Here is a 25,442-nt window from a genome sequence, read left to right as displayed (position 1 = left end):
GCATAGGCTTATATCAAAGATATAAGCCTATTTAAATAAAGGAGATATTATGCTAAGTATCGATGAAAAATATTTGTCTTCTTTAGCTAAAGACTATCCAACGATTCAAGCTATTTGCAAAGAAATAATTAATCTTAAAGCAATACTGAACTTACCTAAAGGGACAGAACATTACATTTCTGATTTACATGGAGAATATAAATTATTTAAACATTTAATGAATAACTGTTCAGGCGTAATCAAAGAAAAAGTCAACTTGCTTTTTAGTCAGGAAATAACTTCACAGCAGATCAATGAACTATGTTATCTTGTTTATTATCCTCGAAAATTATTAGCTGCTAAAAATTTTGATCAACAATGGTATAAAGAATCTATTTTACGTTTAATTAGATTAGCACGTTATATTACATCTAAGTATACACGCAGTAAAGTTCGGCATAATATTAATAACGAGTATTCAGAAATTATTGATGAATTATTACACGCACAACTCGATGAAATGGATCAGCAGTATGTTTATCATCTCCATATTATTGATTCAATCATTGAGCTTGGTGAACAAGATTATTTTATTGAAAGTCTGACTAAAATTATTAAACATTTTGCAGTTGATCAGCTGCATATATTAGGGGATATTTTTGATCGTGGCAAAGAACCAGATAAAATTATCGATGATTTAATAAAGTATAAGCGAGTTGATATTCAATGGGGAAATCATGATATTTTGTGGATGGGGGCTTATCTAGGAAATTTAGCTTGTATTATGACGGTAGTTAAAAATTGTCTTAAATATCGAAATATTGACCTTTTAGAAAAAAGCTATGGGATTCCATTAAGAATTTTGATGATGCATGCCAGCCAGTGTTATCCAGATATTAATTATTTGGAGGCGATGGAAAAGTTAGTAATGAAAATATTAAATAAACTTGAAACTAGACTGATTAATAATTATCCCCAATGGCAAATGACTTATCGTGTTAGTCACCCAGATACTCAGCCATTAGACAAAATGGAATTATTTATTATTGATGATTTAAAAAAGAGCTTTGCTAGTAGCAAGCGTTTAAAAAAGCACATAAAATTTATTTATGAACATGGTTCATTATATTTAAAGACTAATCATAATCTCTTGCTTCATGGATGCGTACCATTAGATGAAAAGGGCGATTTTTATATTCATGATTGTTTTGGTCAAAAATTGGCAGGACGAAAATATTTCGATGAAGTTGATCATAAAATTCATCAAGCTTTCAATGATCCCCAACCAGAAATAATTGATTATTTTTGGTATTTGTGGTGTGGAAAGAAATCGCCACTATGTGGTCGAAAGATTGTTTTAGATGATCCTCAAGAAGAAGTTAAAGATCCATATTATCATTATATCAATGATGAAAAAATTTGTTTAAAGATTCTATCCGAATTTAATTTACATGATCCTGTAAGTATGATTATTAACGGACATACACCAGTTAAGGTCAAAGATGGTGAAAACCCATTGAAAGGAAATAATCATTGTGTAGTAATTGATGGTGGTTTTTGTTTACAGTATCAGGGAAAAACAGGTGTAGCTGGATATACTTTGATTTCAAATAGTCATGGAATGCGTTTAAAAACACATTTAATTAATCAAGAATATAGTTTTAATATTAATAATGATATGGAATATGATTCTCAAATCATCTATACACGCCAAATTCAGGAATTGATTAAAGATACTAAAAAAGGACTTGAAATAAGTGAACGGATCGAAGATTTAAATAAACTATTAAAAATTTATCGATGTAAAAATTAAATGACACTTTTAGAGTGTCATTTTAATTAAAAAATGATGAAATTTTGTAAAAAAAGGATTAAAATAGGTTATAAACTTTTTATAAAATGCAGTATTGAAGCAAAGAGGAGAAACAAATGAATGAAGATTTGATTTATCAAGTATTAGCGATCGTATCAGAAATTCCTAAAGGAAAAGTAGCTAGCTATAAACAAATAGCAACGTTGGCTGGTCGTGAACATAATGCTCGGTTAGTAGGAAAGATTCTAAGTTTTTCTTCACTGTATGGCAATTACCCATGTCATCGCGTAGTAAACAGTGCAGGACGTCTGGTACCAAACTGGCATGAGCAACGTTATTTGTTATTACAAGAAGGAGTTAAATTTAAAGCTAATGGTAATGTTGATATGAAAGAATGTCGATGGCAGGTAAAATAGAAGTTATAATTATGATACTTAAAATATCTATAAAATAACTACAAATTTATAAATATTTATTGTATAATGGGGCAAATGAGGTGATATCATGAATACAGTTTCGGTTAAAAAAGAAGACATAGAACAAATCGCTAAGTTAATTAGCGATAATCGAGTTGTCGCTTTTCCAACTGAAACTGTTTTTGGGTTGGGAGTCAAATTTGGCTCTCATCAGGCATTAGATGCATTATATGAATTAAAGCATCGAGATAAAGGCAAGGCGATTTCAATGATGATCGCTAAGCCAGAAGATATTGAAAAATATGCTTATGTTAATGAAGCAGCCAAAAAAATTATTGATGCTTTTATGCCAGGCATGATCACTATCATTTTAAAAAAACGCCCGTTTATTGATGATTATTTTACAGCATTCCTTGATACGATTGGAATTAGAATTCCTGATGATCCATTTGTTTTAGCTTTATTGAATCTAACGGGACCAATGTTAGTAACGAGCGCTAATCTGTCTGGTGAAGCTAGTCTTGTTGATGATAAAGCTGTAAAAAAAGTATTTGATGGTAAGATTCCAATGATCGTTGAAGGTGAATGTATCAGTAAAAAGGCCAGTACGATTGTTGATTTAAGTAAGGGTAAAATAGAGATATTGCGAATTGGTGATATTTCTGAGGAACAAATCACGGAGGTAGTTAAATGAAAATTGCGATGGCTTGTGACCATGGTGGATTAAGATTAAAAAATGTTTTAAAAAACTATTTAGAGACTAATGGTTACACAGTAGAAGATTTCGGAACATATACCGAAGATAGTTGTGATTATCCAGATTTTGCAGGAAAAGCAGCGAAAGCAGTAGCCAATGGCACATGCGACAGGGGGGTTGTTGTATGTGGAACAGGCATTGGGGTTAGTATCACTGCAAATAAAGTAAAGGGAATTAGATGTGCACTATGTCATGATGTATATAGCGCTAAAATGACCAGAGCTCATAACGATAGCAATATGCTTGCTATGGGACAAAGAGTTATTGGTGAGGGATTAGCTTTAGAAATTTTGATAGCCTGGCTTGAAGGCGAATATGAAGGTGGTCGTCATGATCAAAGAATTGCAAAAATGATGGCTTACGAGGGGGAAGAATAAAATGAAAGATATTGCTGTATTTGAAAGCGTTGAAAGAGAATTAAATCGTCAAAGAAACAACATTGAGTTGATTGCATCTGAAAATTTTGTTTCACCACAAATTTTAGAATTAGCGGGAAGTGTACTTACCAATAAGTATGCTGAAGGATATCCTGGAAAAAGATATTATGGTGGATGTAAATTTGTTGATGAAGTGGAAACACTAGCTAGAGAAAGACTTTGTAAAATATATGGTGCTGAGTATGCCAATGTTCAGCCACATAGTGGAGCTCAGGCCAATACGGCTGTTTACATGGCTTTATTAAATCATGGTGATAAAGTTTTAGGAATGTCTTTAGCTGATGGTGGTCATTTGACTCATGGACATCCTTTGAATTATTCAGGAATAAATTATGAGTTTCATAGTTATGGTGTAACTAGGGAAACTGAAACTATTGATTATGAGGATTTTAGAGAAAAATGTCAAGAAATCAAACCAAAATTAGTTGTGGCTGGAGCAAGTGCTTATTCAAGAATTATTGACTTTGAATACATGGCTAAATGTGCTCATGAAGTTGGAGCTTTATTTATGGTGGATATGGCGCATATTGCAGGTTTGGTAGCTGCTGGATTACATCCTTCACCATTTCCACATGCTGACATCGTAACAACAACTACACATAAAACATTGCGAGGACCTCGTGGAGGGGCAATTATGTGCAAAGCAGAATTAGCTGCTGCTATTGATCGAGCAGTTTTCCCAGGTATGCAGGGTGGTCCATTAATGCATATTATTGCAGCTAAAGCAGCTTGTTTTTATGAAGCAATGCAGCCAGAATTTAAAGAATATGCCACTCAGGTAATTAAAAATGCTAAAGCTTTAGAAACATCATTAAAGGAAGAAGGATTTAGATTAGTTGCTAATGGAACTGATAATCATTTGATTTTAATCGATGTAAAAGCAAGCTGTGGAATCTCAGGTAAAAAGGCAGAACGTTTATTAGACGAAATTAATATTACAGCTAATAAAAACGCAATTCCATACGATACTGAAAAACCATTTAAAGCTAGTGGTATTCGTGTTGGTACGCCAGCGATGACAACAAAAGGTTTTAAAGAAGAAGATTTTAAAGAAGTTGGTAAGATTATTGCTTATCGTTTAAAAAATGAAGAAACAGATGAAGTTAAAGAAGAATGCTTAAAACGAGTGAAAGCTTTAACTGATAAAGTGACAATGTATAAAGATATAAAGTATATTTAGGAGGATAATAGATGGCAACAACAGTATTAGATCATGCATTAATTAAGCATAAACTCACGATTATGCGTGATAAAAACACATCAACATACATATTTAAACAAAATTTAGATGAAATTGCTAAATTAATGGCTTATGAAGTAACAAGAAATGTACCAATTAGAGATAAAGTAATTGAAACACCTGTTTGTCAAATGGTAGGAAAAGAAATAGATCAGCAAATTGTTTTAGTTCCTATATTACGTGCTGGAATTGGGTTGGTTGATGGTTTTAGAGATATTATTCCAACTGCAAAGATTGGGCATATTGGAATGTATCGTGATGAAGAAACACTTATTCCCCATGAATATTATGCGCGTTTTCCTAGTGGTTTAGAAAATTCATTGGTCATTGTTGTTGATCCAATGTTAGCTACAGGGGGCAGTGCTTCAATGGCAATTCAAAATATTAAAGAACGTGGTGCAAAAAATATTTTATTAGTTTGTCTGGTTGGGGCTCCTGAAGGTGTAGCTTTAATTGAAAAAGAGCATCCTGATGTTAATATTACTCTTGCAGCATTAGATGAAAAATTAAACGAGCATGGTTATATCGTTCCTGGTTTAGGGGATGCTGGTGATCGTTTATTTGGAACTGATTAATAATTGAATATTATTTTATCGAAAGTTACATAATTAGCATATGAATCAAGAAAAGAAAAAATTATTAAAGGATCTATTCTTTTGTTTACAGTTGGGTTTGCAAATAATTGGAATTTTTCTGTTGGCTGTAGTTATAGGAATGCAATTAGATAAATATTTTAAAACGCGACCAACTATCTTACTAATACTGCTATTTGTAGCTTTTGGTTATGTCATAAAGATACTTTTAGGAGCTGGAAAACGATGAATGAAAGAGATGTTTTAAAACAATCTGTAAAAGTATTTATAGGTGGATTATTAATCTTTATTATCATAGGAATGATCTTAAAACAAATTAGTTTTCCTTTGGGGTTTATCCTAGGATATATTGTTAGTGTTTTGTCTTTTTATATTATTATTTTAATGTCCGATTTTATTTTAAAGATGGGACAGACAATTAAATATGTAGTAATGATGTTCATTTTAAAAATGTTGTTGTATGCCGGAGGATTTATCCTGGCGATTAAATTAGATAACATATTTAACTTGATAAGTGTATTTTTTGGTTATTTTGTAATTAGAATGACGATTGGAATTTTAGGCTTTTTAAATCGCCAATAAGGAGGTGAGGTAAGTGGTTATCCAGGCAGAATTAATATATTCATTAGTTATCATGATAGCTTTAGGTATTTTCTTTGTTTATGCTGGAAAAAAGGTAGCTATGGCCGATCCTACTGCTAAACCTAAAGGAATAGTTCTAGTTGTAGAAACAGGTGTAAAGATATTTGATGATTATATGAAGACAATTATGCCCAAGAAGTTCGCAAAGAATTATTATCCATATTTTGCAATGGTATTTTGTTATATATTAGTTAGTAACTTAAGTAGTTTGATTGGGTTTGAAGCGCCAACTTCAAATTTCTCAATAACTTTAACAATGACATTTATTACTTTTGTACTAATTCAATATAATGCTTTAAAGAAAAAAGGTTTCTTTAAATATATATGGGATGTTGTTTGGCCACCAACTAATATTTTAAGTACGATATCACCATTGATTTCTATTTCAATGCGTTTATTTGGAAATATTTTAAGTGGTTCGATTTTAATGGCCTTAGTATATCAGTTTACAGCATGGATATCATATCATGTTATAAACTTTAACTTTTTAGGGCCTATCATTGCTCCTGCATTACACTGTTATTTTGATGTTTTTGCAGGATGTATACAAACTCTAGTTTTCGTTACATTATCATCAATTTTGATTATGATGGAAAATAGTGACGACGATGAATAAGCTCTAACCTAGATTTATCTAGTTAGAATATAGAAAAAAAAGAAATATTGGAGGAAATATTAATGACAAATGTAGGTTTAATTGCTATCGGTGCTGGTATTGCAGTATGTGCTGGGTTAGGTACTGGTATTGGTGAAGGTATTTGTGCAGGTAAAGCAGTAGAAGCTTTAGGAAGAAATCCAGAAATGGAAGGTAAAATCAGAACAATGATGATCTTAGGGATCGCATTAACTGAAACTGCTGCTATTTATGGTTTATTGATTTCATTGATTTTATTATTCGTATATTAATTTGAGGAGGAATATCTATGCCTGATATTCAAATAAAATTATTTCCTAATGTAACAACAATTATTGTTCAGTTACTATCAACAGGTGTTTTATTCTTCGTTTTTAAAAAATATCTATGGGTTCCAGTGCAAAATTATTTTGCTAAAAGAGCTGATTATATCGAAGGAACTGTTAATGAAGCTAAAGAAATGAATGCTAAAGCTAAAGCTTTGATGGAAGAAAGTGATAAACAGGCACGTCAAGCCGCTATGGAATATCGTGATATTGTAGCTCAGGCTAAAGAGGATGCTTTAAAGACGAAAACTGCTATCCAGGAAGATGCGAATAAAGAATATAAGGCTAAAATGGATCAAGTGCGTCGCGAAATTGAAGCGGAAAAGGCCCAGGCTAAAGCAGAAATGAAACAAGAAATCGTTGAAATTGCAATTGATGTGGCTACTAAGGTAATGAACAAGGATATGGATACAAAAACAAACAAGGCTTTAGTTGAAGACTTTGTTGAAGAAGTGGTTAACTAGTGGAAGCTGTAGCACTTAGATATGCGGAATCATTGTTTGATTTAGCTGTAGAGGTGAATCAAATTGAAGCATATGTTAAAGATATTGATTTAATTAGAGAAGTTTTTGAAAGTGATCCAAATTTTGTTCCATTCTTTAGTCATGTTTTAATTGACGATGAGACTAAATGTGCTTTATTAGATAAAAGTTTTAAAGGTCAGGTTAATGATTATGTTGTTAATTTTTTAAAACTTTTAGTAAAAAAGAGAAGAATGCGTTATGTTATGGAAATAATTAAAGCGTTCAAATCTTTAACTAATGAATATTTTGGAATTCAAGAAGGTGTTTTATATGCCAGTTATGATATTAGTGAAGCAGAGGTTAAAGAAGTTGAAACAGCTTTAAGTAAAAAAGAAAATAAAACAATTCATTTAAGAGTTGTTAAAGATCCATCATTGATTGGTGGAATTAAAGTAGAAATAAATAATCGAGTTTTTGATGGCTCTATTAAAAACAAAGTTTCATTATTGAAAAAAGAACTATTAAGAAAGTAGGTGAAAATAGTGGGGCTTAGACCAGATGAAATTAGTGCTTTAATTAAAGAACAAATTAAACATTTTGATGATGTAATCGAACTTAAAGATGTAGGTACGGTTATGACAGTTGGAGATGGTGTTAGTTTAATTCATGGATTAGATAATGCCATGTTAGGTGAATTATTAGCTTTTCCTAATGATGTATATGGGATGGTTATGAATTTAGATGAAGATAGTGTTGGAGCCGTACTACTTGGATCTGAAAGTACGATCAAAGAAGGCGATGAAGTAAAACGTACTGGAAAGATCATGGAAATACCAGTTGGAGATGAAATGTTAGGAAGGGTTGTTAATCCTTTAGGACAAGCGATTGATGGTAATGGAGAAATCGTTACAGCTCATTCTCGTCCAATTGAAAGAGTTGCTAGTGGGGTTATGACTAGAAAATCAGTTGATCAGCCGCTACAAACAGGAATTACATCAATTGATGCAATTATTCCTATTGGGCGTGGACAACGTGAGTTAATTATCGGTGACCGTCAAACAGGTAAAACAGCAATCGCTATTGATACGATTTTAAATCAAAAAGGTCAAAATATTTATTGTGTATATGTAGCTATTGGGCAAAAAAATTCAACAGTTGCTCAAATTGTTGAAAAATTACGTAAAGGTGGCGCAATGGAATATACAACTGTTGTTTCCGCTTCTGCCAGTGAATTAGCTCCTGTTCAATACATTGCACCATATGCAGGTTGTGCTATCGCTGAAGAATGGCTTGATCAAGGTAAGGATGTTCTAATTGTTTATGATGACTTATCAAAACATGCAGTAGCTTATCGTACCGTATCATTATTATTAAAACGACCACCAGGACGTGAAGCTTATCCTGGAGATGTCTTCTATTTACATTCTAGATTATTAGAAAGAGCTTGCCGTTTAAATGAAGAAAATGGTGGCGGATCAATTACGGCTTTACCAATTATTGAAACACAAGCCGGAGATATCTCAGCATATATTCCAACTAATGTAATTTCAATTACAGATGGACAAATTTTCTTACAACAAGAATTATTTAATGCTGGATTTAGACCTGCGATCGATACTGGACTTTCTGTAAGCCGTGTTGGTTCAGCTGCGCAAATTAAGGCAATGAAGCAGGTATCTGGTTCATTAAAACTAGAATTAGCACAATATGCTGAAATGCAGGCATTTGCCCAATTTGGTTCAGATCTAGATGCTGCTACTAAAGCAACATTAGATCATGGTGCTAAAGTGCGTGAGGTTTTGAAACAAGCACAATATTCACCACGTAGTGTTGCTACTCAAGTTATTACACTGTTTGCGTTAAAATATGGCTTTACTAAAACAATTGAAGTAGATCAGGTTTCTACTTTCATGGATCAATTAGTTGAACATATTGAGATGACACAAAAAGATATCGTTAATGAAATTAATGAGAAAAAAGCAATTTCAGCAGATTTAGAAAAACAGATGAAAGATGTTATGAGTGCTTTTGTATCGAAATTTGAAAAAACTCAAACAAAGGGGTAGTTTACTATGCCTGGAGGAATGCAAGAAATCAAACGAAGAATTAAATCAGTTGAATCGACTAAGAAAATTACTAAAGCAATGGAATTAGTCGCAACGTCAAAACTTCGTAAGATGCGGAATCAATTAGAACAATCAAAACCTTATTATACAAATGTGGCTTTAACAGTAGCGGAAATTTTAGCTAATTGTAAGGGAAATAATGATAGTGTCTATTTAACTGAAAATAATGATGTAGAAAAAGAAGTATATATAGTTATTGCCTCAAGTTTAGGATTATGTGGTGGCTACAATGCTAATATCTTTAAAGAAATTAAAGGTGTAATTAAACCTGGGGATTATGTTTATAGTATTGGTTCTAAAGCTACTAGTTATCTATTGAAGAATCATAAAGGAGTTACTGATCATAAATTTGAAGATTTAAATAATACATTTGATTTTAAAGACGTAACTAAATTAGTTGCCGAATTAACAAAAATGTATCGTGAAAAAGAAATTAGTAAGATTAAGATCGTTTATACGGAATTTATTAATAATTTAACGTTTAAACCACGTATTGTTACTTTATTACCTATTGATCCTGATGAATTCGATGATATAGAGATTTCAAATAAATCAACATTGTTTGAACCAAGTCCAGAGGAAGTATTAGATAGTTTAATTCCAATGTATCTTCAAGCAGTAATATATGGATATATTATTGAATCTGCAACTAGTGAAAATGCAGCTAGAAGAACATCGATGGAAAATGCTAATGATAATGCTGATGAACTTACAGAACAATTATTATTAAAATACAATCAAGCTCGACAAACCGCGATTACTAATGAAATTAGTGAAATCGTAGCCGGAGCTAATGCACAATAAGGAGGTGCTGTATGTCACAAAAAATTGGTAAAGTAATTAGTGCTAAAGGACCAGTAATAGATATTCAATTTGATAGTGATAACAATTTACCATCATTAAATACGGCAATTGAAATTCAAAATGGCGAAGAACTATTGGTAGTCGAAGTAGCTCAACATATTGGAGATGATGTTGTTCGATGTGTTGCTATGGGACCTACTGATGGGATAAAAAGAGGAATGGATGCTGTTAATACCCAACATCCAATTTCTGTTCCTGTAGGTAATGCAACATTAGGAAGAATGTTTAATGTTTTAGGACAGCCAATTGATGGAAAAGAGGCTTTGGGTAATGAAGTTAAAAAGATGCCTATTCACCGTAGTGCGCCTACATATGCACAACAAAGAACAGAAACAGAGATTTTAGAAACAGGAATCAAAGTTGTAGATTTGATTTGTCCATTTATTAAAGGTGGTAAGATCGGTCTATTTGGTGGAGCCGGTGTAGGAAAAACAGTATTAATTCAAGAATTTATTAATAATATCGCTACTGAACATGGTGGTTTATCAGTTTTTGCCGGAGTTGGTGAACGTAGCCGTGAAGGAAATGACTTATATTATGAAATGAAAGAAAGTGGAGTTTTATCAAAAACAACTTTAGTGTTTGGACAGATGAATGAACCACCTGGAGCTCGTTTAAGAGTAGCGCTTACGGGTCTTACAATGGCTGAAGAGTTCCGAGATGAACAAGGACAAGACGTTTTGTTATTTATTGATAATATCTTCCGCTTCACTCAGGCGGGCTCAGAAGTATCTGCCTTACTTGGTCGTGTTCCTTCTCAAGCAGGATATCAGCCAACTTTAGCTACAGAAATGGGTGCTTTACAAGAAAGAATTACTTCAACAAAAAAAGGATCAATTACATCAGTTCAAGCAGTATATGTACCTGCTGACGATTTAACTGACCCTGCTCCAGCAACAACTTTCGCTCATCTTGATGCTAAAGTAGTATTAGACCGTTCAATTGCTGCGCTTGGAATTTATCCAGCTGTAGATCCATTGAACTCTTCATCAAGAGCACTTGATCCATTAGTTGTTGGTAAAGAACATTATGAGGTGGCTCATGGTGTTCAACAAATTCTACAACGTTTCCAAGAATTGCAGGATATTATTGCAATTTTGGGAATGGATGAATTAGGTGAAGAAGATAAATTGACAGTAGCTAGAGCACGTCGGGTTCGTAATTATCTATCACAACCATTTACAGTAGCTAGTCAATTTACTGGTATGGATGGTAAATATGTTCGGGTTGAAGATACGATCAAAGGATTTAAAGAAATTCTTGAAGGTAAACATGATGATTTGCCTGAACAAGCATTCCACAATGTAGGTACAATTGAAGAAGCTATTGAAAAAGCGAAGACTTTAGCAAATGACTAAATTTAAGCTTAAAATAGTAACACCTAAAGGTATCTATCAAGAAGTGGAAATTGATCAGTTAAATCTTCGGACAACAGCTGGACAAGTAGGAATCTTAGCTCATCATATGCCTCTTGCTAGTGGTATTGAAATATCGCAAATGAGTTACATTATTGATAAACAGCGTTATGAATTTGCTGTTGGTGGTGGATTTGTATATGTTAATGATGATGAAACGAAAATAATTGCTAATTCAATTGAATCTAAGGAAGAAATTGATTTAAATCGAGCTAAAGAAGCTAAAGTTCGAGCTGAACAAAGAATTAAACAAGCAACGGAGCAAACAGATTTATTAAGAGCAGAAATAGCTCTTAAAAAGGCAATTACAAGAATAAATGTTAAAGGAATCTAGTTCATTTTTAATGAACTAGATTTTTTGAATTAAAAAAGGAAAATAAAAAGCTAATTATTATAAATACTAAATAAATTATAGAGTACATAATAATGTTGTGAGAAAAGATTCTATTTTTAAATGTAACCGCTAACAAAGAAAGGGGAAATAAATCAAAATAGAAAATTAATAATATCAAAAAATACGGGAAGACAATGATATATCATAAAAAAAGGCGCTAAAATAAGGGGAATTTAATAATTTTTAAATAATAATAAAGTTTTATTTTGTTTTCATTAATGTTTTTTGCAAAAAAAATTGTAGCAGTTATTATAATTGATTTTATTAAATATTTATTTCTATAACTATAGGAAATTTAAAATTGTTTCATTGGTAATCAAATTAGATATAGATTTGCAAAATTCATTATATGAACATTAATTTATTCTATCAAGCAAACGGGAAACGATATTCATAATGATATTTTTGGACAATAAATCATGTTTAGTTCTTTTTTATATCTAAATACGTTATTAACATATGATCTTTTCATAAATAATTAGTAAATATTTTTTTATTGATGTTGATCAGCGTAATTACAAAAAAAGAAATATAACAAATAATATCAATTGAACTATTTAGTTTAATGAAACAGCAAAAGAGGCTATAGTAGTAATGAAAGATATTAAAAGTTTTCTAGACTTAGGAATAATACTAAGCTTTTTTATTATACTAGAAATATTATATTTAAGTAGTCAAAATAGAATTTTTTCTTATTACTGTTACGACCAATATTGATATCAAATTTGAAGTAGGTTCTATTTTCCAGATTAAAAGTTATAAGTGTTATTTAATAGAAAAGTTTAAATAATTGATAAAGAAGTAAGAAGGTTTGATCAGTAATACTGGAAGGAAATTGTTATTCAAGGTTTTGAAGACAAAAATAAACCAATATACCTCCATTTATTTACCTGAATAACATCATGAAGCGCCTAAATTCCAGTAAAAAAGTAACTGTGGAGGTAAAAAATGTAAAAAGATTGATAAAACTAAAAAATAGTTTTATCCAATCTCTTGGTATCAGGGAGGTATTTATGATAAAGTCGAAATTATTAAAAAAAGGAATTGTAACCGGATTGACTTTAGCATTATTTTTTCAGTATACGCCCCTTAATATATATGCCCAAAGTGACGTTGAAGTTAAACGAAATGAAAATCAGGTAATTATTGAAAACGAATATATTTCAAGAGAATTTATGATTCAGGAAAATCATTTAACAACAGCGAGCATAGTCAACAAAAGGATTAAAGAAATATTAGTTCCACAAGTGGGATCAGAAGATTTTCTAATCAATACAATCGTATTAACAGAAGATACAGATGTAAAACCGGTTAAGGAAATTGATCGCAGTAGATGGAATGGCTACGTAACGGGACAAGGGAGCAGTAATAAAGTAGATGCTAAAAATTTATTTGATGGTAATGACACTACAGAAACAGAATATTATGATACAAAAACAGATTTTCCATATATTTTAACAGTCGATCTAGGAAAGGAAGAGACCTTTAATTCTTTTTCTTTTCAAAAAAGAGCGGGAAATAGTAATGTTGAGTGGGGAATCAACGGAACGATTGGAAAATACGATTTACAAGTTAGCAGTGATGGAGATAATTGGATAGAAGCTGGTAGCGGTGAATTTACAAGGGAAGATTATAATTTGCATGTAGTTAACGGTTTATACAATGTTGCTGATTTAGTTTATGCAAACTTCGATCAAGAATATACAGCACGATATGTAAGATTGATAACTAATTCTTGTTCTTTAAGTGAGTTAGCAACTTTTTGTGGATCTGAATTTAGATTATATGAGGATGCATATACAAAGGCAATTAAACCGGAAACAATTATTAGAGAAAGTGATCTAACATTAAAAAATATAAAATTTGATTCATTAGAAAACGGGAAAAAAGTTACTTTTGAATTTGATTCATATGTATTTAATGATATTAATTGGGATATTAATTATATTGTAGTTATGGAAAATGATGATCATTTTATGAGATCATATTTAGAAACTAAAGTTGATGATGAAGAAACGGCTAGAATTGATTATATTGATCTTGATCACTTCGAATTATCTGAGGAGGCAGAGGGTATTTGGTCAAGACCAGAGGATTTTAAAGTCAATGCTGGAGCCTACAGTTTTCAAGAAACAGAAATGTTGTTAGGACAGCCAATATATGCCCAAGGATTGTTTTTTGGTTCAGAATTTCCAGCTACTGATACAAAAGTAGTTAATAATCAAATGCAAATACGTTATTATTCAGGTAAAACGTTAAAACAATTAAGAGATGAAAATAAATTAACGACTGATGGCAAGATGGTCACCTGGCCTAATGTCGTAGGAGCGGCCCAAGGAATTGAAAGTGATGTTGTACAAACAGATTTCTTTGCTTATATTGATAGTATTGCAACTGAAACAGATTTTAGAAAACAATATAATTCGTGGTATGATAACCGAATGGCTATTACTGATGAAAGTATTGAAAAATGTTTTTTTGGTTTGGAAAAAGGATTAGCTCAAAATGGTGTTGAACCATTAGACGCTTATGTCGTTGATGATGGATGGAATAATTATAATGATCCAACTTATACAGGAATTGATGAGAGTCGTTCTGGTTCATCTTATAATCAGACAGGCTTCTGGGAATTTAATGATAAATTTCCAAATGAATTTTATACGGCTAAGCAGATGGTAGGAAATTTTAGTTCTAGTTTTGGAGTTTGGTTAGGCCCACAGGGTGGTTATGAATTACAGGATACATTTGCACAGTATATTGAAAGTCAGGGAACTGGATATGTGCATCCAACTGCAGCGTTAGGAAAAGTTATTTGTACTGGTTCTAAAAAATACATTGAAAATTTAACAAACTTATTTACTGATTATCAAGAACGCTTTGATATAGATTATTGGAAATTAGATGGTTTTGCCTCTCGACCATGTGTTCAAGAGGATCATGACCACATGACTGGTGGTTATAATAACATGTATTTTACTAGTGATTTATGGGAAAACTGGACCGATACTTTTGAAGCAATGAGAGCTCAAAGAGCAAAAGAAGGCAAAGGGTTATTTATAAATGCAACTTGTTATGTAAACCCAAGTCCGTGGATCTTACAATGGGTAAATACAGTTTGGTTACAAAATGCAGGAGACAATGAGTTAGATTCTACAAATGGTGGAACTTCAGCACAAAAAATGATTAGTGGCCGTGATAATATCTATTTTACTAATGTAAAAACTGCTCAATTACAGTTTCCATTAAAAAAAATTTATAATCATGATCCAATTTATGGAGTGTCTGCAGGAGTAATGATGACAACAGATGAATTCCGTCAGTATATGATGTCAAATGCTGTAAGAGGAACAGCATTTTGGGAATTGTATTTTTCACCAAGTTTAATGGATGAAGAAAAATGGCAGGTAACAGCAGATGTGTTAGAGTTTGCACAAAATAATTATCATATTTTAAAGAATGCTAAATTATTTGGAAGCGCTCCTAAACAAAAAGCAGTATATGGCTATTCTTCATGGAATAATGATGAAGGAATTGTATCGTTTAGAAATCCTACAAACACAACTAAAACTTATACCTTAACTTTAAATGATCTAGTTGGGGTACCAACAGATATGAAAGATCTTCAACAAAGTCAGATTCTTCCTTATTCATCAGAAACTAGTAATGTTAAAGTAAGCTATGGTGATGAAGTAACAGTTACTTTAGAACCTTATGAAACACGTATTTATCAATATGGTTTAAAAGATGATCAGGCACCAGAAATTGAATATGTAAAGAATATTGACAACAATACATTAAGAATTAAGTTTAATAAACGAGTGGAAGATGCAAATAAGTTTACAGTCAATGGTAAAAAAGTAGAAGAAGCAAATATCTTAGCTGACTATCGTACAATTGAAATCAAAACTAGCGAGGAATTCACTAAAGATAGTAATATAAATTTAGAGATAGCTGATCTAAAAGGATTAAATGGTGTAAGTTTAAGTAAAAATATTTCTTTTAAAGCATATCAAGATTATATTATTGCAAAAGTAGAAAATAAGAATGATTTAATTGATGGTGAAGAAATTAAAATCCAGACATTTGATCGAAATAGACAACAATTATTACAATTAGACAATCATAGCTATAAACTAAATACAAATAATGCATTTGATACAGATACAAAAGATTATAGTATTTCTATGCTTATTCAAACAGCTGATAAAAATAGTAGTATTTTAAAACAAGAAAATGGTTATGAATTAAGGATCGATGAAAATGGGTATTTGATCTATCAAGATGAAACAACAACTCTATCTTCTAAACAAACAATAACTACAGTAATTGAAAAAGCAAACGGTACATTTGGCAGTGACAGTTATGTTCCGACTACTACTAAAGATGAAGAGGTTGGAAAAATCAATGACGGAAATATTCATTATATTAATATTACTAGAGAATTAAACGGCATGATAAAAATGTATATCGATAGTGAATTAGCAGCAACTTCTTATCAAAAGGGACAACAAAAAGAATTTAGTCAGAATGAGATAATATTAGGTGCTGATAATTTAAATGCAAATGTTGGTGATATTCAAATTCTTAATCGGGCGCTTGGCTATGATGAAGTTGAACAACAATATGCACAATATCAATTGACAAATGATGATATCAAACTTGATAAAACAGCATGGAATGCAACAGCAGATTCAGTTGAAACAAGTGGAGCATCAAATGAAGGGCCAGCCCAATATGCTATAGATGATAATACTTCAACTTTTTGGCATACTCAATATATTGGAAGCAAGCCAGAATGTCCACACTGGTTTAAATTAGATATGGCTAAAGAAGTTGAATTCGATAAATTAGAATATACAAGTCGTAATGGAAATGGAAGTATTAGAGATTATACTATTGAAATAAGTAATGATGATGAAAATTGGCAGGAAATAGATAGTGGAACAATGAAGAAAGATGGAACTACAGTAATTAATTTTGATACTACTATAACTGCTCGTTATTTAAGAATAAATATAAATAGTTCATATGGGGTAAATGCTGCTAACGAAGATATATTTGGAGCTATTGCAGAAATAAGCTTGTATAAAGAAGTTGAATCGCTAACTGATTTTAGCAGTTTAACGATAGAATTGCAGAAAGCAGTAGAATTAAATGAAAATGATTTTACGAGTATGAGCTATGATAAACTTATTGGTATAGTTAGTCAGGCACAAGATATATTATATGATATAAACGCAACTCAGGAAGATGTAAATCAAATTCTTGAACAATTAACATTAAGCATTGATCAGCTTGTAACAGCAGGTGATAATTCACAATTAATGGAACTTATTAATGATGCTGAAAATCTAAACAGAGATGAATATACAGTGGACTCTTATACAATCTTAGAGAATACATTAAATGAAGCAAAGAGTTTTGTAGCGAATAGATATTCTCAAGCTGAAATTGATCAAATGACCATAGAATTAGATAATGCTATTAATGATTTAGTGAAAACTGATGTAGAAGCAGCTACAGATAAAAAAGCATTATCAATTGCTATTGAAATGGCTGAAAAAGCAAATTTAGAAAATGTTGTACCAGCCGTAGTAACTGAATTCAATGAAGCTTTAACAAACGCTAAAACAGTATATGATAATACTAAAGCTACACAAGTTGAAGTAAATAACGCCTTTGCTCGACTAGCAAATGTAATGCATATGTTACAATTCTACAAAGGTGATAAGAGTGCGTTACAAAAACAAGTAGATCAAATCAATGGATTAGATGGAAGTAAATACATTGAATCATCATGGTCTGATATGTTACCAGTATTAGATAATGCAAATGTTGTATTGGCTGATGTTAATGCAATGCAAGGTGAAGTAGATGAAACCTTTACAGAATTAGTAAAAGCTTTCTTGAACTTAAGATTGAAACCAAATAAAGACTTATTACAAGAATTGATCAATAAGGCAAATAGCTTAAACGCTGCAAACTATAGTGCTAAAACATGGGCAGTAGTTGTAAATGCTTTAGAGGAAGCCAAGGCGGTATTAGAAGATCCAGAAGCAACACAGGATCAAGTGGATACTACAAAGGATGTTTTAATAAAAGCAATTGCAGAGCTTGTAACAGTTTCTAAAGAAACAGCGATATTATCAAGTAATATTCCAGAAAAGAATGCAGTTAATACGGGCGATATGATGAATATATGGATTCCAGTTGGAAGTTTAATGACTGTAATATTGTTATTTTATGTGGTAAAAAAGAAAACAGTTAATTAATGCAAATTCCCGTTAAAACGGGAATTTGTTTACTATATTAAACAATAAATTTTATTTTATAAAAAATATATTGCATTTTATATAATGATAAGATATAATCGATATTAAGCAAAAGAGGAGTTTATTTTTGCGAGAATTTTTGATTCAAATTATTTGATCAAATGCTAGATGGCAACTTTGTTGCCTTATTGATAGAACGAAAGTTCGAATTTTATAAGTTGATGTCAATACAATTGACATTGAGTTGGTGACTATACAACCGTGTGCTTTAGGCACATCACACTTGTGAAACAATCAATAAGAGTAGTAAAAGTGATTCTTGCTATATAGACTCTGAAACTAATAAACTAATAGAACTTATTATGGTTTTAATGTATTGATAATCAAGTGGGATTGCACCTGCTTGATATTTTTATTTTGAAAAAGGGGAACTGGTATGAATGAGAAGTTAAAATTATATGGTTTTAATAACCTAACAAAATCACTAAGTTTTAATATTTATGATGTATGCTATGCTAAAAGTCAACGTGAACAAAAAGATTATATTGCATATATAGATGAGCAGTATAACTCAAAAAGGCTGACGGATATTTTATATGAAGTTGCTAAAATGATTGGGGCACATGTATTAAATGTCTCTAAACAAGATTACGATCCTCAAGGCGCCAGTGTAACCATGTTATTAGCAGAAGATAATATGATGAAGAATCGACAAGGGAAAATGGAGGAATTAGATGACCGAGTGATTTTAGGACATTTAGATAAGAGTCATATTACAGTGCATACTTATCCTGAGTATCATCCAGAAACTAGCATTGCCACATTTAGGGTTGATATAGATGTAGCAACATGTGGTGAAATTTCACCATTATCAACACTTGATTTTTTAATTGCTAATTTTGATTCGGATATCATTACTATGGATTATCGAATTCGCGGATTTACTAGGGATATAAAAGGGAAAAAATTATTTATAGATAATCCAATTGCTTCAATTCAACAATTTATTGATATAAAAACATTGAACAAATATGATGCTACAGATATTAATGTTTATCAAGCAAATTTGTTTCATACAAAGATGTTAATTAAAGAAATAGATTTACAAAACTATCTATTTAAAACTGATATATATGAACTACCCCCAAAAGTAAGATTGGAAATAACTAATAATTTGCGTCAGGAAATGATTGAAATCTATAGTGGGAGCAATATTTTTTAGGAGGTTACAATGAAATTAGATCAAAGTAAGATGCCTATTTATGAAGCTTTACAGCAAATGAAAAGAGAACGCTTAGTCCCTTTTGATGTACCTGGACATAAACATGGTAAAGGAAATCTTGAATTAACTGATTTTTTAGGACAAAAATGTATGAGTGTTGATGTTAATTCAATGAAACCCTTAGATAATTTATGTCATCCTGTTTCCATAATTAAAGAAGCAGAAGAATTAGCAGCTGATGCATTTAATGCTACGCATGCATTTTTTATGGTAGGAGGAACGACTTCATCAGTACAAAGTATGATTATGGCCACTGTCAAAGCTGGAGAGAAAATTATCATGCCAAGGAATGTCCATCGTAGTGCTATTAATGCCATGATTTTATCAGGAGCTATTCCTATTTATGTTAATCCCGATGTTGATAAACGCTTAGGAATTTCATTAGGAATGTCAATTAGTCAAGTTGAAAAGGCGATTATTGATAATCCTGATGCTAAAGCAATTCTTGTTAATAATCCTACTTACTATGGAATTTGTTCTAACTTAAAAGCAATTGTAGAATTAGCACATCAGCATAATATGCTCGTGTTAGTTGATGAAGCTCATGGAACACATTTCTATTTTAGTGATGATTTACCGATATCAGCAATGGAAGCAGGAGCTGATATGGCCAGTGTGAGCATGCATAAATCAGGGGGGAGTTTGACACAGAGTTCATTTTTATTGTTAGGTAAAAATGTAAATGCTGATTATGTTCGTCAAATTATTAATTTAACTCAAACGACTAGTGGATCTTATTTATTGATGGTTAGTCTTGATATGTCACGTAAAAATCTAGCATTAAATGGAAAAGAAATTTTTGCTAAAGTGAGGAATTTAGCGCGTTATGCACGGCAGGAAATTAATCAAATTGGAGATTATTATGCATATTGTCGAGAGTTGATCAATGGGGATAGTGTCTATGATTTTGATGTTACAAAGTTATCAATTTTTACGTTAGATGTTGGTTTGGCAGGGATTGAAGTTTATGATTTGTTGCGAGATGAATATGGAATTCAAATTGAATTTGGAGATATAAGTAATGTTTTAGCTTATATTTCGGTTGGTGATAGTGAAGCTAATATTGAGCGTCTAGTTGGGGCTTTGTCAGAAATTAGGCGACGGTTTAAAAAAGACCGAGGGGGAATGCTAGATCATGAATATATTAATCCAGAAGTAGTTATTTCTCCACAAAAAGCTTTCTATGGTGATAAAGAATCATTGCCAATAGAAAAAAGTATTAATCGAGTATGCAGTGAATTTGTTATGTGTTATCCTCCAGGAATACCAATCTTGGCACCTGGGGAAAGGATTACAGAAGAAATTTTAAAATATATTCTGTATGCAAAGGAAAAAGGTTGTTTTATGACAGGACCGGAGGATATGGAAATCAATAATCTAAATGTTTTAAAGAAAGGGGTGAAATAATGGAATTGTGGTTTAGTGAACAACATACTAATGGCGTAAAATTTTCTATTAAAGTTGACCGTCAGTTATATAGTGGACAAAGTGAGTTTCAAAGAATTGATATATTTGATTCAAAAGAGTTTGGACGTTTCTTAGCTTTAGATGGTTATATGATGTTAACGGAAAAAGATGAATTTATATATCATGAAATGATTGTTCATGTACCAATGGCAGTGCATCCAAATGTAAAAAAAGTATTAGTTATTGGTGCTGGTGATGGTGGTGTAATTAGAGAATTATGCCGTTATAAAACAATTGAAAGGATCGATATGGTAGAAATCGATAAATTGGTAGTAGAAGTGAGCAAAAAATATCTACCAGTAACAGCTTGCTGTTTTAATGATTCAAGAGTAAATATATATTATCAGGATGGTTTAAAGTTTGTTCGTCATAAAGAAGCTGAGTATGATTTGATTATTGTTGATTCAACTGATCCTTTTGGACCTGGAGAGGGTTTATTTACAAAAGAATTTTATGGTAATTGTTTCAAGGCATTAAAAGAAACAGGAATCATGGTTAATCAGCATGAAAGTCCATTTTATCAAGAAGATGCGATAGCAATGCAGCGAGCTCATAAACGGATCGTTGAAAGTTTTCCAATCTCGAAGGTTTATCAGGCACATATTCCTACTTATCCATCAGGGCACTGGTTATTTGGTTTTGCCTCAAAAAGATATCACCCTATAAAAGATTTTCAAAAAAATAGGTGGAAAACTTTAAAATTAGAAACAAAATATTATAACACGGGGATACATGTAGGAGCATTTGCCCTACCAAATTATGTAGAGGAGTTACTTAGAGATGTGGAATAAAAATATAGAAACATTTATTGGTTTAGATGCTTCTTTTGATGAAGCGAGTTGTGTTATTTTTGGAGCCCCAATGGATAGCACGACATCATATCGACCAGGAACAAGATTTGCTTCTTCATCTATGCGCATTGAGTCTTTTGGTTTAGAAACATATAGCCCATATCAAGATAAAGATTTACAAGATATTAAAGTTTTTGATGGTGGGGATTTAGAATTACCATTTGGTAATCCCCGCAAAGCTTTAGATATGATCAAAGAGACTACCAAAACAATTTTAAAAGCTGATAAATTACCTTGTATGATTGGTGGTGAACACTTAGTTAGCTTGGGAGCAATAGAAGCAGTTTATGAAAAATATCCTGATTTAAGAATTATTCATTTTGATGCTCATACTGATTTACGAGATGAATATCTAGGTGAAAAGTTATCACATGCTTCAGTTATCAAAAGAGTTCATGATCTAGTTGGTGATAATAAAATTCATCAGTTTGGGATTCGCAGTGGTGAACGGGCTGAGTTTTACTGGGCTAAAGAACATACAAATCTAAATAAGTTTAATTTTAATGGTTTAGAAAATGCTATTGAACAATGTCAAAACTATCCAGTTTATTTAACCATTGATTTAGATGTTTTAGATCCAAGTGTTTTCCCAGGCACGGGAACGCCAGAGGCTGGAGGAGTAACTTTTCATGAGTTATTAGAAGCGATTATTAAAGTAAGTAAATTAAATGTGGTAGCGATGGATATTAATGAGTTATCACCAATTTATGATCAAAGTGGAGCTTCAACTGCTTTAGCTTGCAAGATTTTAAGAGAATTATTATTAGCAGTAAATAAAGGAGAAGAGTAAATGAAAAGAACGTTAATTATTGGTTGTGGCGGTGTTGCTTCAGTAGCAATCCACAAATGTTGTCAAAATAGCGAAGTTTTTGAAGAAATAATGATTGCTTCAAGAACAAAAAGTAAATGTGATAAATTAAAAGAAGAATTACAGAATAAAACAAAAACAATCATTCATACTGTACAAGTCGATGCTAACAATGTTGATGAATTAGTAGCATTGATGAAGGATTTTAAACCAGAAGTAGTGTTAAATCTTGCATTACCATATCAAGATTTGACGATCATGGATGCTTGTTTGATTGCTGGCTGCCATTATATTGATACAGCAAATTATGAACCTGAGGATACAGCAAAATTTGAATATAGCTGGCAATGGGCATATCGTGAAAAATTTGAGCAAGCAGGTCTTACAGCAATTCTTGGCTGTGGATTTGATCCTGGTGTTACTGGGGTATTTAGTGCTTATGCGTTAAAACATGAATTTGATGAAATTAATTATATTGATATTTTAGATTGTAATGGTGGGGATCATGGTTATCCATTTGCTACAAACTTCAATCCTGAAATCAATATTCGTGAAGTATCTGCCAATGGAAGTTATTGGGAAGATGGACATTGGGTTGAAACAAAGCCAATGGAAATTAAACGTGAATATAATTTTGCTCAAGTTGGTAAAAAAGATATGTATTTATTACATCATGAAGAATTAGAATCTTTAGGGATCAATATTCCTGGAATCAAAAGAATTCGTTTCTTTATGACATTTGGTGAAAGCTATTTAACACACTTAAAATGTCTAGAAAACGTAGGAATGACATCAATTGAGCCAATCGAATATGAAGGGAAACAAATTATTCCTTTACAATTTTTAAAAGCAGTCTTACCTGATCCAGCGAGTCTAGGACCACGTACTGTAGGAAAAACAAACATTGGCTGCATTTTCCAAGGAAAAAAAGATGGGCAGGATAAAACATATTATTTATATAATGTGTGTGATCATCAAGAATGTTATAAAGAAGTTGGGTCACAAGCAGTTAGTTATACAACGGGAGTACCAGCAATGATTGGGGCGATGCTATTATTGCAGGAAAAATGGAAAAAACCAGGTGTATATAATGTTGAAGAATTTGATCCAGATCCATTTATGGATGCATTAAATAAATGGGGATTACCTTGGATCGAAGATCATAATCCGGTATTGGTGGATTAATGAAAACACCATATTATTTAATTGACGAAGAACTTTTAGAAAAGAATCTAAAAGTTCTTCAGGAGGTAAAAAAACAAACTGGGTGCAAAATTCTTTTAGCCCAAAAATGCTTTTCGATGTTTAGCGTTTATCCCCTTATAGCTAAATATTTAGATGGAACTACTGCTAGTGGATTATTTGAAGCTAAATTAGGTCATGAAGAGATGAAAAAAGAAAATCATATTTATAGTGCAGCTTATCGTGATGATGAGATTCAAGAAATTATGAATATTTGCGATCATGTTGTTTTTAATTCCTTTAGTCAATGGCTTCGTTATCAAGATTTGGCTGTAAAGACAAATACTTCTTGTGGAATCAGAATCAATCCTGAATGTTCAACTCAAGTAGGACACGAAATATATGATCCATGTGCTAAATTTTCAAGAATGGGTGTTACGCACGAAAACTTTAAAGAAGAATTTTTAAAAGGTATTGAGGGACTTCATTTCCATACTCTTTGTGAACAAAATAGTGATGATCTAGTTACAACGATCAAAGCTGTTGAAGCTAAGTTTGGGAAATATTTGCATCAAATGAAGTGGCTAAACTTTGGTGGTGGTCACCATATTACTCGAGATGATTATGATTTAGAAACATTGATAAAAATAATTAAAGAAATAAAGGACAAATATAAAGTTGAAGTATATTTAGAACCTGGTGAGGCAATTGCTTTAAATGCTGGATTTTTAGTTTCTAGTGTTTTAGATATTATTAATAATGGGATGAATATTGCGATAATGGATACATCAGCAGCTTGTCATATGCCAGATGTTTTAGAGATGCCTTATCGTCCTGATATTATTAATAGTGCTAAAGCTGATGAGAAGAAATATACTTATCGTTTGGGAGGACCTACATGCTTAGCAGGGGATATTATTGGAGATTATTCTTTTGATCAACCTTTAAAGCTGGGTCAGCAATTATGGTTTAAAGATATGGCAATTTATTCAATGGTTAAAAATAATACTTTTAATGGCATGAATTTGCCAAGCATTGTTTTAAAACAAAAAGATAAATTAAAAGTAATCAAAGAATTTGGATATAGTGATTTTAAAAATAGACTTTCATAGTTTTTATTATAAAAAATTGTAATTAAGTATTTGATTTGAATTGTTTTTGTAATCAATGAAGAAAATTTATGATAAATATGAAAAAAGATTTCAAAATATCTAGTAAATATAGTAGTTTTGAAGTCTTTTTATATTTATATTTTAAGAATTTTTATTTTATAAGAGCTAAGTAATGGTAGTTTTGTAGTATTTAATAATAAATTTGTCTTAATTGTTTAGAAACATTGAGATGTATTGTAAAAATAAAAAAAAAGATTATTATAAATAGTGAAATGTGTGAAAAAAAGTACAATCTAAGTGCTGTAATCACACATTAATACATATTGAAGTGTACTTATAGCTTTTATATGACATATAAAACCGTCTGA

The 25,442-nt window shown here is 31.5% G+C and carries 23 protein-coding genes; all 23 read left to right on the top strand.

Going from position 1 to position 25,442, the window contains the following annotated elements:
* Window positions 1-49: 49 nt before the first annotated feature.
* The 23 genes from OC535_RS06890 (at window position 50) to nspC (ending at window position 25,074) form a co-directional block, all read left to right on the top strand.
* On the top strand, window positions 50-1,792 hold the full coding sequence (locus tag OC535_RS06890; RefSeq protein ID WP_024721986.1) for a fructose-bisphosphatase class III: 1,743 nt from the start codon (window positions 50-52) through the stop codon (window positions 1,790-1,792).
* A gap of 116 nt (window positions 1,793-1,908) precedes the next feature.
* Entirely contained in the window at window positions 1,909-2,208 is a 300-nt protein-coding gene (locus OC535_RS06885) for an MGMT family protein (protein ID WP_024721987.1), read from the top strand.
* A gap of 88 nt (window positions 2,209-2,296) precedes the next feature.
* Complete coding sequence (locus OC535_RS06880; protein WP_024721988.1) at window positions 2,297-2,902, top strand: L-threonylcarbamoyladenylate synthase; 606 nt, start codon at window positions 2,297-2,299, stop codon at window positions 2,900-2,902.
* Window positions 2,899-3,342 carry a ribose 5-phosphate isomerase B gene (gene rpiB, locus OC535_RS06875; protein WP_024721989.1) on the top strand — a complete coding sequence of 148 codons (444 nt, stop codon included), beginning with the start codon at window positions 2,899-2,901 and terminating at the stop codon, window positions 3,340-3,342. Before OC535_RS06880 ends, rpiB begins: the two co-directional genes overlap by 4 nt.
* A gap of 1 nt (window position 3,343) precedes the next feature.
* Window positions 3,344-4,582, top strand: coding sequence for a serine hydroxymethyltransferase (glyA, locus tag OC535_RS06870; protein WP_024721990.1), 1,239 nt, complete (start codon window positions 3,344-3,346; stop codon window positions 4,580-4,582).
* 11 nt (window positions 4,583-4,593) lie between these two features.
* Window positions 4,594-5,217 (top strand): uracil phosphoribosyltransferase, encoded by a 624-nt coding sequence (gene upp / locus OC535_RS06865; protein ID WP_024721991.1) that lies wholly within the window; start codon window positions 4,594-4,596, stop codon window positions 5,215-5,217.
* Window positions 5,218-5,257: 40 nt separating this feature from the next.
* Complete coding sequence (locus tag OC535_RS06860; RefSeq protein WP_024721992.1) at window positions 5,258-5,464, top strand: AtpZ/AtpI family protein; 207 nt, start codon at window positions 5,258-5,260, stop codon at window positions 5,462-5,464.
* Window positions 5,461-5,817 carry an ATP synthase subunit I gene (locus OC535_RS06855; RefSeq protein ID WP_024721993.1) on the top strand — a complete coding sequence of 119 codons (357 nt, stop codon included), beginning with the start codon at window positions 5,461-5,463 and terminating at the stop codon, window positions 5,815-5,817. Before OC535_RS06860 ends, OC535_RS06855 begins: the two co-directional genes overlap by 4 nt.
* 13 nt (window positions 5,818-5,830) lie before the next feature.
* Window positions 5,831-6,493 (top strand): F0F1 ATP synthase subunit A, encoded by a 663-nt coding sequence (locus tag OC535_RS06850; RefSeq protein ID WP_498823469.1) that lies wholly within the window; start codon window positions 5,831-5,833, stop codon window positions 6,491-6,493.
* A 62-nt stretch (window positions 6,494-6,555) separates the two neighbouring features.
* Window positions 6,556-6,783, top strand: coding sequence for an ATP synthase F0 subunit C (atpE, locus tag OC535_RS06845; protein WP_024721995.1), 228 nt, complete (start codon window positions 6,556-6,558; stop codon window positions 6,781-6,783).
* Window positions 6,784-6,800: 17 nt separating this feature from the next.
* Window positions 6,801-7,301, top strand: a complete 501-nt coding sequence (atpF, locus tag OC535_RS06840; RefSeq protein WP_498823468.1) for a F0F1 ATP synthase subunit B — start codon at window positions 6,801-6,803, stop codon at window positions 7,299-7,301.
* The gene (locus OC535_RS06835; protein WP_024721997.1) at window positions 7,301-7,834 is read left to right on the top strand and encodes a F0F1 ATP synthase subunit delta; all 534 of its coding nucleotides are present in this window, start codon (window positions 7,301-7,303) and stop codon (window positions 7,832-7,834) included. Before atpF ends, OC535_RS06835 begins: the two co-directional genes overlap by 1 nt.
* A 9-nt stretch (window positions 7,835-7,843) precedes the next feature.
* Complete coding sequence (gene atpA, locus OC535_RS06830; protein WP_227053346.1) at window positions 7,844-9,367, top strand: F0F1 ATP synthase subunit alpha; 1,524 nt, start codon at window positions 7,844-7,846, stop codon at window positions 9,365-9,367.
* A gap of 6 nt (window positions 9,368-9,373) precedes the next feature.
* Window positions 9,374-10,231 (top strand): ATP synthase F1 subunit gamma, encoded by an 858-nt coding sequence (gene atpG / locus OC535_RS06825; protein WP_498823467.1) that lies wholly within the window; start codon window positions 9,374-9,376, stop codon window positions 10,229-10,231.
* A gap of 11 nt (window positions 10,232-10,242) precedes the next feature.
* Window positions 10,243-11,649: a F0F1 ATP synthase subunit beta gene (gene atpD, locus OC535_RS06820; RefSeq protein ID WP_498823466.1), complete on the top strand. Its 1,407-nt coding sequence runs from the start codon at window positions 10,243-10,245 to the stop codon at window positions 11,647-11,649.
* The gene (gene atpC, locus OC535_RS06815; protein ID WP_024722001.1) at window positions 11,642-12,040 is read left to right on the top strand and encodes an ATP synthase F1 subunit epsilon; all 399 of its coding nucleotides are present in this window, start codon (window positions 11,642-11,644) and stop codon (window positions 12,038-12,040) included. Before atpD ends, atpC begins: the two co-directional genes overlap by 8 nt.
* Before the next feature lie 1,073 nt (window positions 12,041-13,113).
* Window positions 13,114-18,372 carry a discoidin domain-containing protein gene (locus tag OC535_RS06810; RefSeq protein ID WP_498823465.1) on the top strand — a complete coding sequence of 1,753 codons (5,259 nt, stop codon included), beginning with the start codon at window positions 13,114-13,116 and terminating at the stop codon, window positions 18,370-18,372.
* 436 nt (window positions 18,373-18,808) lie between these two features.
* Window positions 18,809-19,594 carry an adenosylmethionine decarboxylase gene (gene speD / locus OC535_RS06805; protein ID WP_498823464.1) on the top strand — a complete coding sequence of 262 codons (786 nt, stop codon included), beginning with the start codon at window positions 18,809-18,811 and terminating at the stop codon, window positions 19,592-19,594.
* Between the two features lie 9 nt (window positions 19,595-19,603).
* Window positions 19,604-21,061 (top strand): aminotransferase class I/II-fold pyridoxal phosphate-dependent enzyme, encoded by a 1,458-nt coding sequence (locus OC535_RS06800; protein WP_498823463.1) that lies wholly within the window; start codon window positions 19,604-19,606, stop codon window positions 21,059-21,061.
* The gene (speE, locus tag OC535_RS06795) at window positions 21,061-21,912 is read left to right on the top strand and encodes a polyamine aminopropyltransferase (RefSeq protein WP_227053352.1); all 852 of its coding nucleotides are present in this window, start codon (window positions 21,061-21,063) and stop codon (window positions 21,910-21,912) included. Before OC535_RS06800 ends, speE begins: the two co-directional genes overlap by 1 nt.
* A complete protein-coding gene (speB, locus tag OC535_RS06790) occupies window positions 21,902-22,762 on the top strand; it encodes an agmatinase (RefSeq protein ID WP_498823462.1) in 861 nt (286 codons plus the stop codon). The genes speE and speB overlap by 11 nt, the downstream gene beginning before the upstream one ends.
* Window positions 22,763-23,965 carry a saccharopine dehydrogenase family protein gene (locus OC535_RS06785; protein WP_227053354.1) on the top strand — a complete coding sequence of 401 codons (1,203 nt, stop codon included), beginning with the start codon at window positions 22,763-22,765 and terminating at the stop codon, window positions 23,963-23,965.
* On the top strand, window positions 23,965-25,074 hold the full coding sequence (nspC, locus tag OC535_RS06780; RefSeq protein WP_498823461.1) for a carboxynorspermidine decarboxylase: 1,110 nt from the start codon (window positions 23,965-23,967) through the stop codon (window positions 25,072-25,074). The genes OC535_RS06785 and nspC overlap by 1 nt, the downstream gene beginning before the upstream one ends.
* The last annotated feature ends 368 nt before the right edge of the window (window positions 25,075-25,442 follow it).

This window comes from Clostridium sp. Marseille-Q5894, assembly GCF_946902305.1.
Classification (GTDB): domain Bacteria; phylum Bacillota_I; class Bacilli_A; order Erysipelotrichales; family Coprobacillaceae; genus Thomasclavelia.
The sequence above is the reverse complement of the archived record's forward strand: the minus strand, read 5'-3'. Positions and strand labels throughout refer to the sequence as shown.

Bases quoted from the DNA above. Each gene is read 5' to 3' on its own strand.
- OC535_RS06890 (WP_024721986.1), top strand. From the start codon at position 50: ATGCTAAGTATCGATGAAAAATATTTGTCTTCTTTAGCTAAAGACTAT.
- OC535_RS06885 (WP_024721987.1), top strand. From the start codon at position 1,909: ATGAATGAAGATTTGATTTATCAAGTATTAGCGATCGTATCAGAAATT.
- OC535_RS06880 (WP_024721988.1), top strand. From the start codon at position 2,297: ATGAATACAGTTTCGGTTAAAAAAGAAGACATAGAACAAATCGCTAAG.
- rpiB (WP_024721989.1), top strand. From the start codon at position 2,899: ATGAAAATTGCGATGGCTTGTGACCATGGTGGATTAAGATTAAAAAAT.
- glyA (WP_024721990.1), top strand. From the start codon at position 3,344: ATGAAAGATATTGCTGTATTTGAAAGCGTTGAAAGAGAATTAAATCGT.
- upp (WP_024721991.1), top strand. From the start codon at position 4,594: ATGGCAACAACAGTATTAGATCATGCATTAATTAAGCATAAACTCACG.
- OC535_RS06860 (WP_024721992.1), top strand. From the start codon at position 5,258: ATGAATCAAGAAAAGAAAAAATTATTAAAGGATCTATTCTTTTGTTTA.
- OC535_RS06855 (WP_024721993.1), top strand. From the start codon at position 5,461: ATGAATGAAAGAGATGTTTTAAAACAATCTGTAAAAGTATTTATAGGT.
- atpE (WP_024721995.1), top strand. From the start codon at position 6,556: ATGACAAATGTAGGTTTAATTGCTATCGGTGCTGGTATTGCAGTATGT.
- atpF (WP_498823468.1), top strand. From the start codon at position 6,801: ATGCCTGATATTCAAATAAAATTATTTCCTAATGTAACAACAATTATT.
- atpG (WP_498823467.1), top strand. From the start codon at position 9,374: ATGCCTGGAGGAATGCAAGAAATCAAACGAAGAATTAAATCAGTTGAA.
- atpD (WP_498823466.1), top strand. From the start codon at position 10,243: ATGTCACAAAAAATTGGTAAAGTAATTAGTGCTAAAGGACCAGTAATA.
- atpC (WP_024722001.1), top strand. From the start codon at position 11,642: ATGACTAAATTTAAGCTTAAAATAGTAACACCTAAAGGTATCTATCAA.
- OC535_RS06810 (WP_498823465.1), top strand. From the start codon at position 13,114: ATGATAAAGTCGAAATTATTAAAAAAAGGAATTGTAACCGGATTGACT.
- speD (WP_498823464.1), top strand. From the start codon at position 18,809: ATGAATGAGAAGTTAAAATTATATGGTTTTAATAACCTAACAAAATCA.
- OC535_RS06800 (WP_498823463.1), top strand. From the start codon at position 19,604: ATGAAATTAGATCAAAGTAAGATGCCTATTTATGAAGCTTTACAGCAA.
- speE (WP_227053352.1), top strand. From the start codon at position 21,061: ATGGAATTGTGGTTTAGTGAACAACATACTAATGGCGTAAAATTTTCT.
- speB (WP_498823462.1), top strand. From the start codon at position 21,902: ATGTGGAATAAAAATATAGAAACATTTATTGGTTTAGATGCTTCTTTT.
- OC535_RS06785 (WP_227053354.1), top strand. From the start codon at position 22,763: ATGAAAAGAACGTTAATTATTGGTTGTGGCGGTGTTGCTTCAGTAGCA.
- nspC (WP_498823461.1), top strand. From the start codon at position 23,965: ATGAAAACACCATATTATTTAATTGACGAAGAACTTTTAGAAAAGAAT.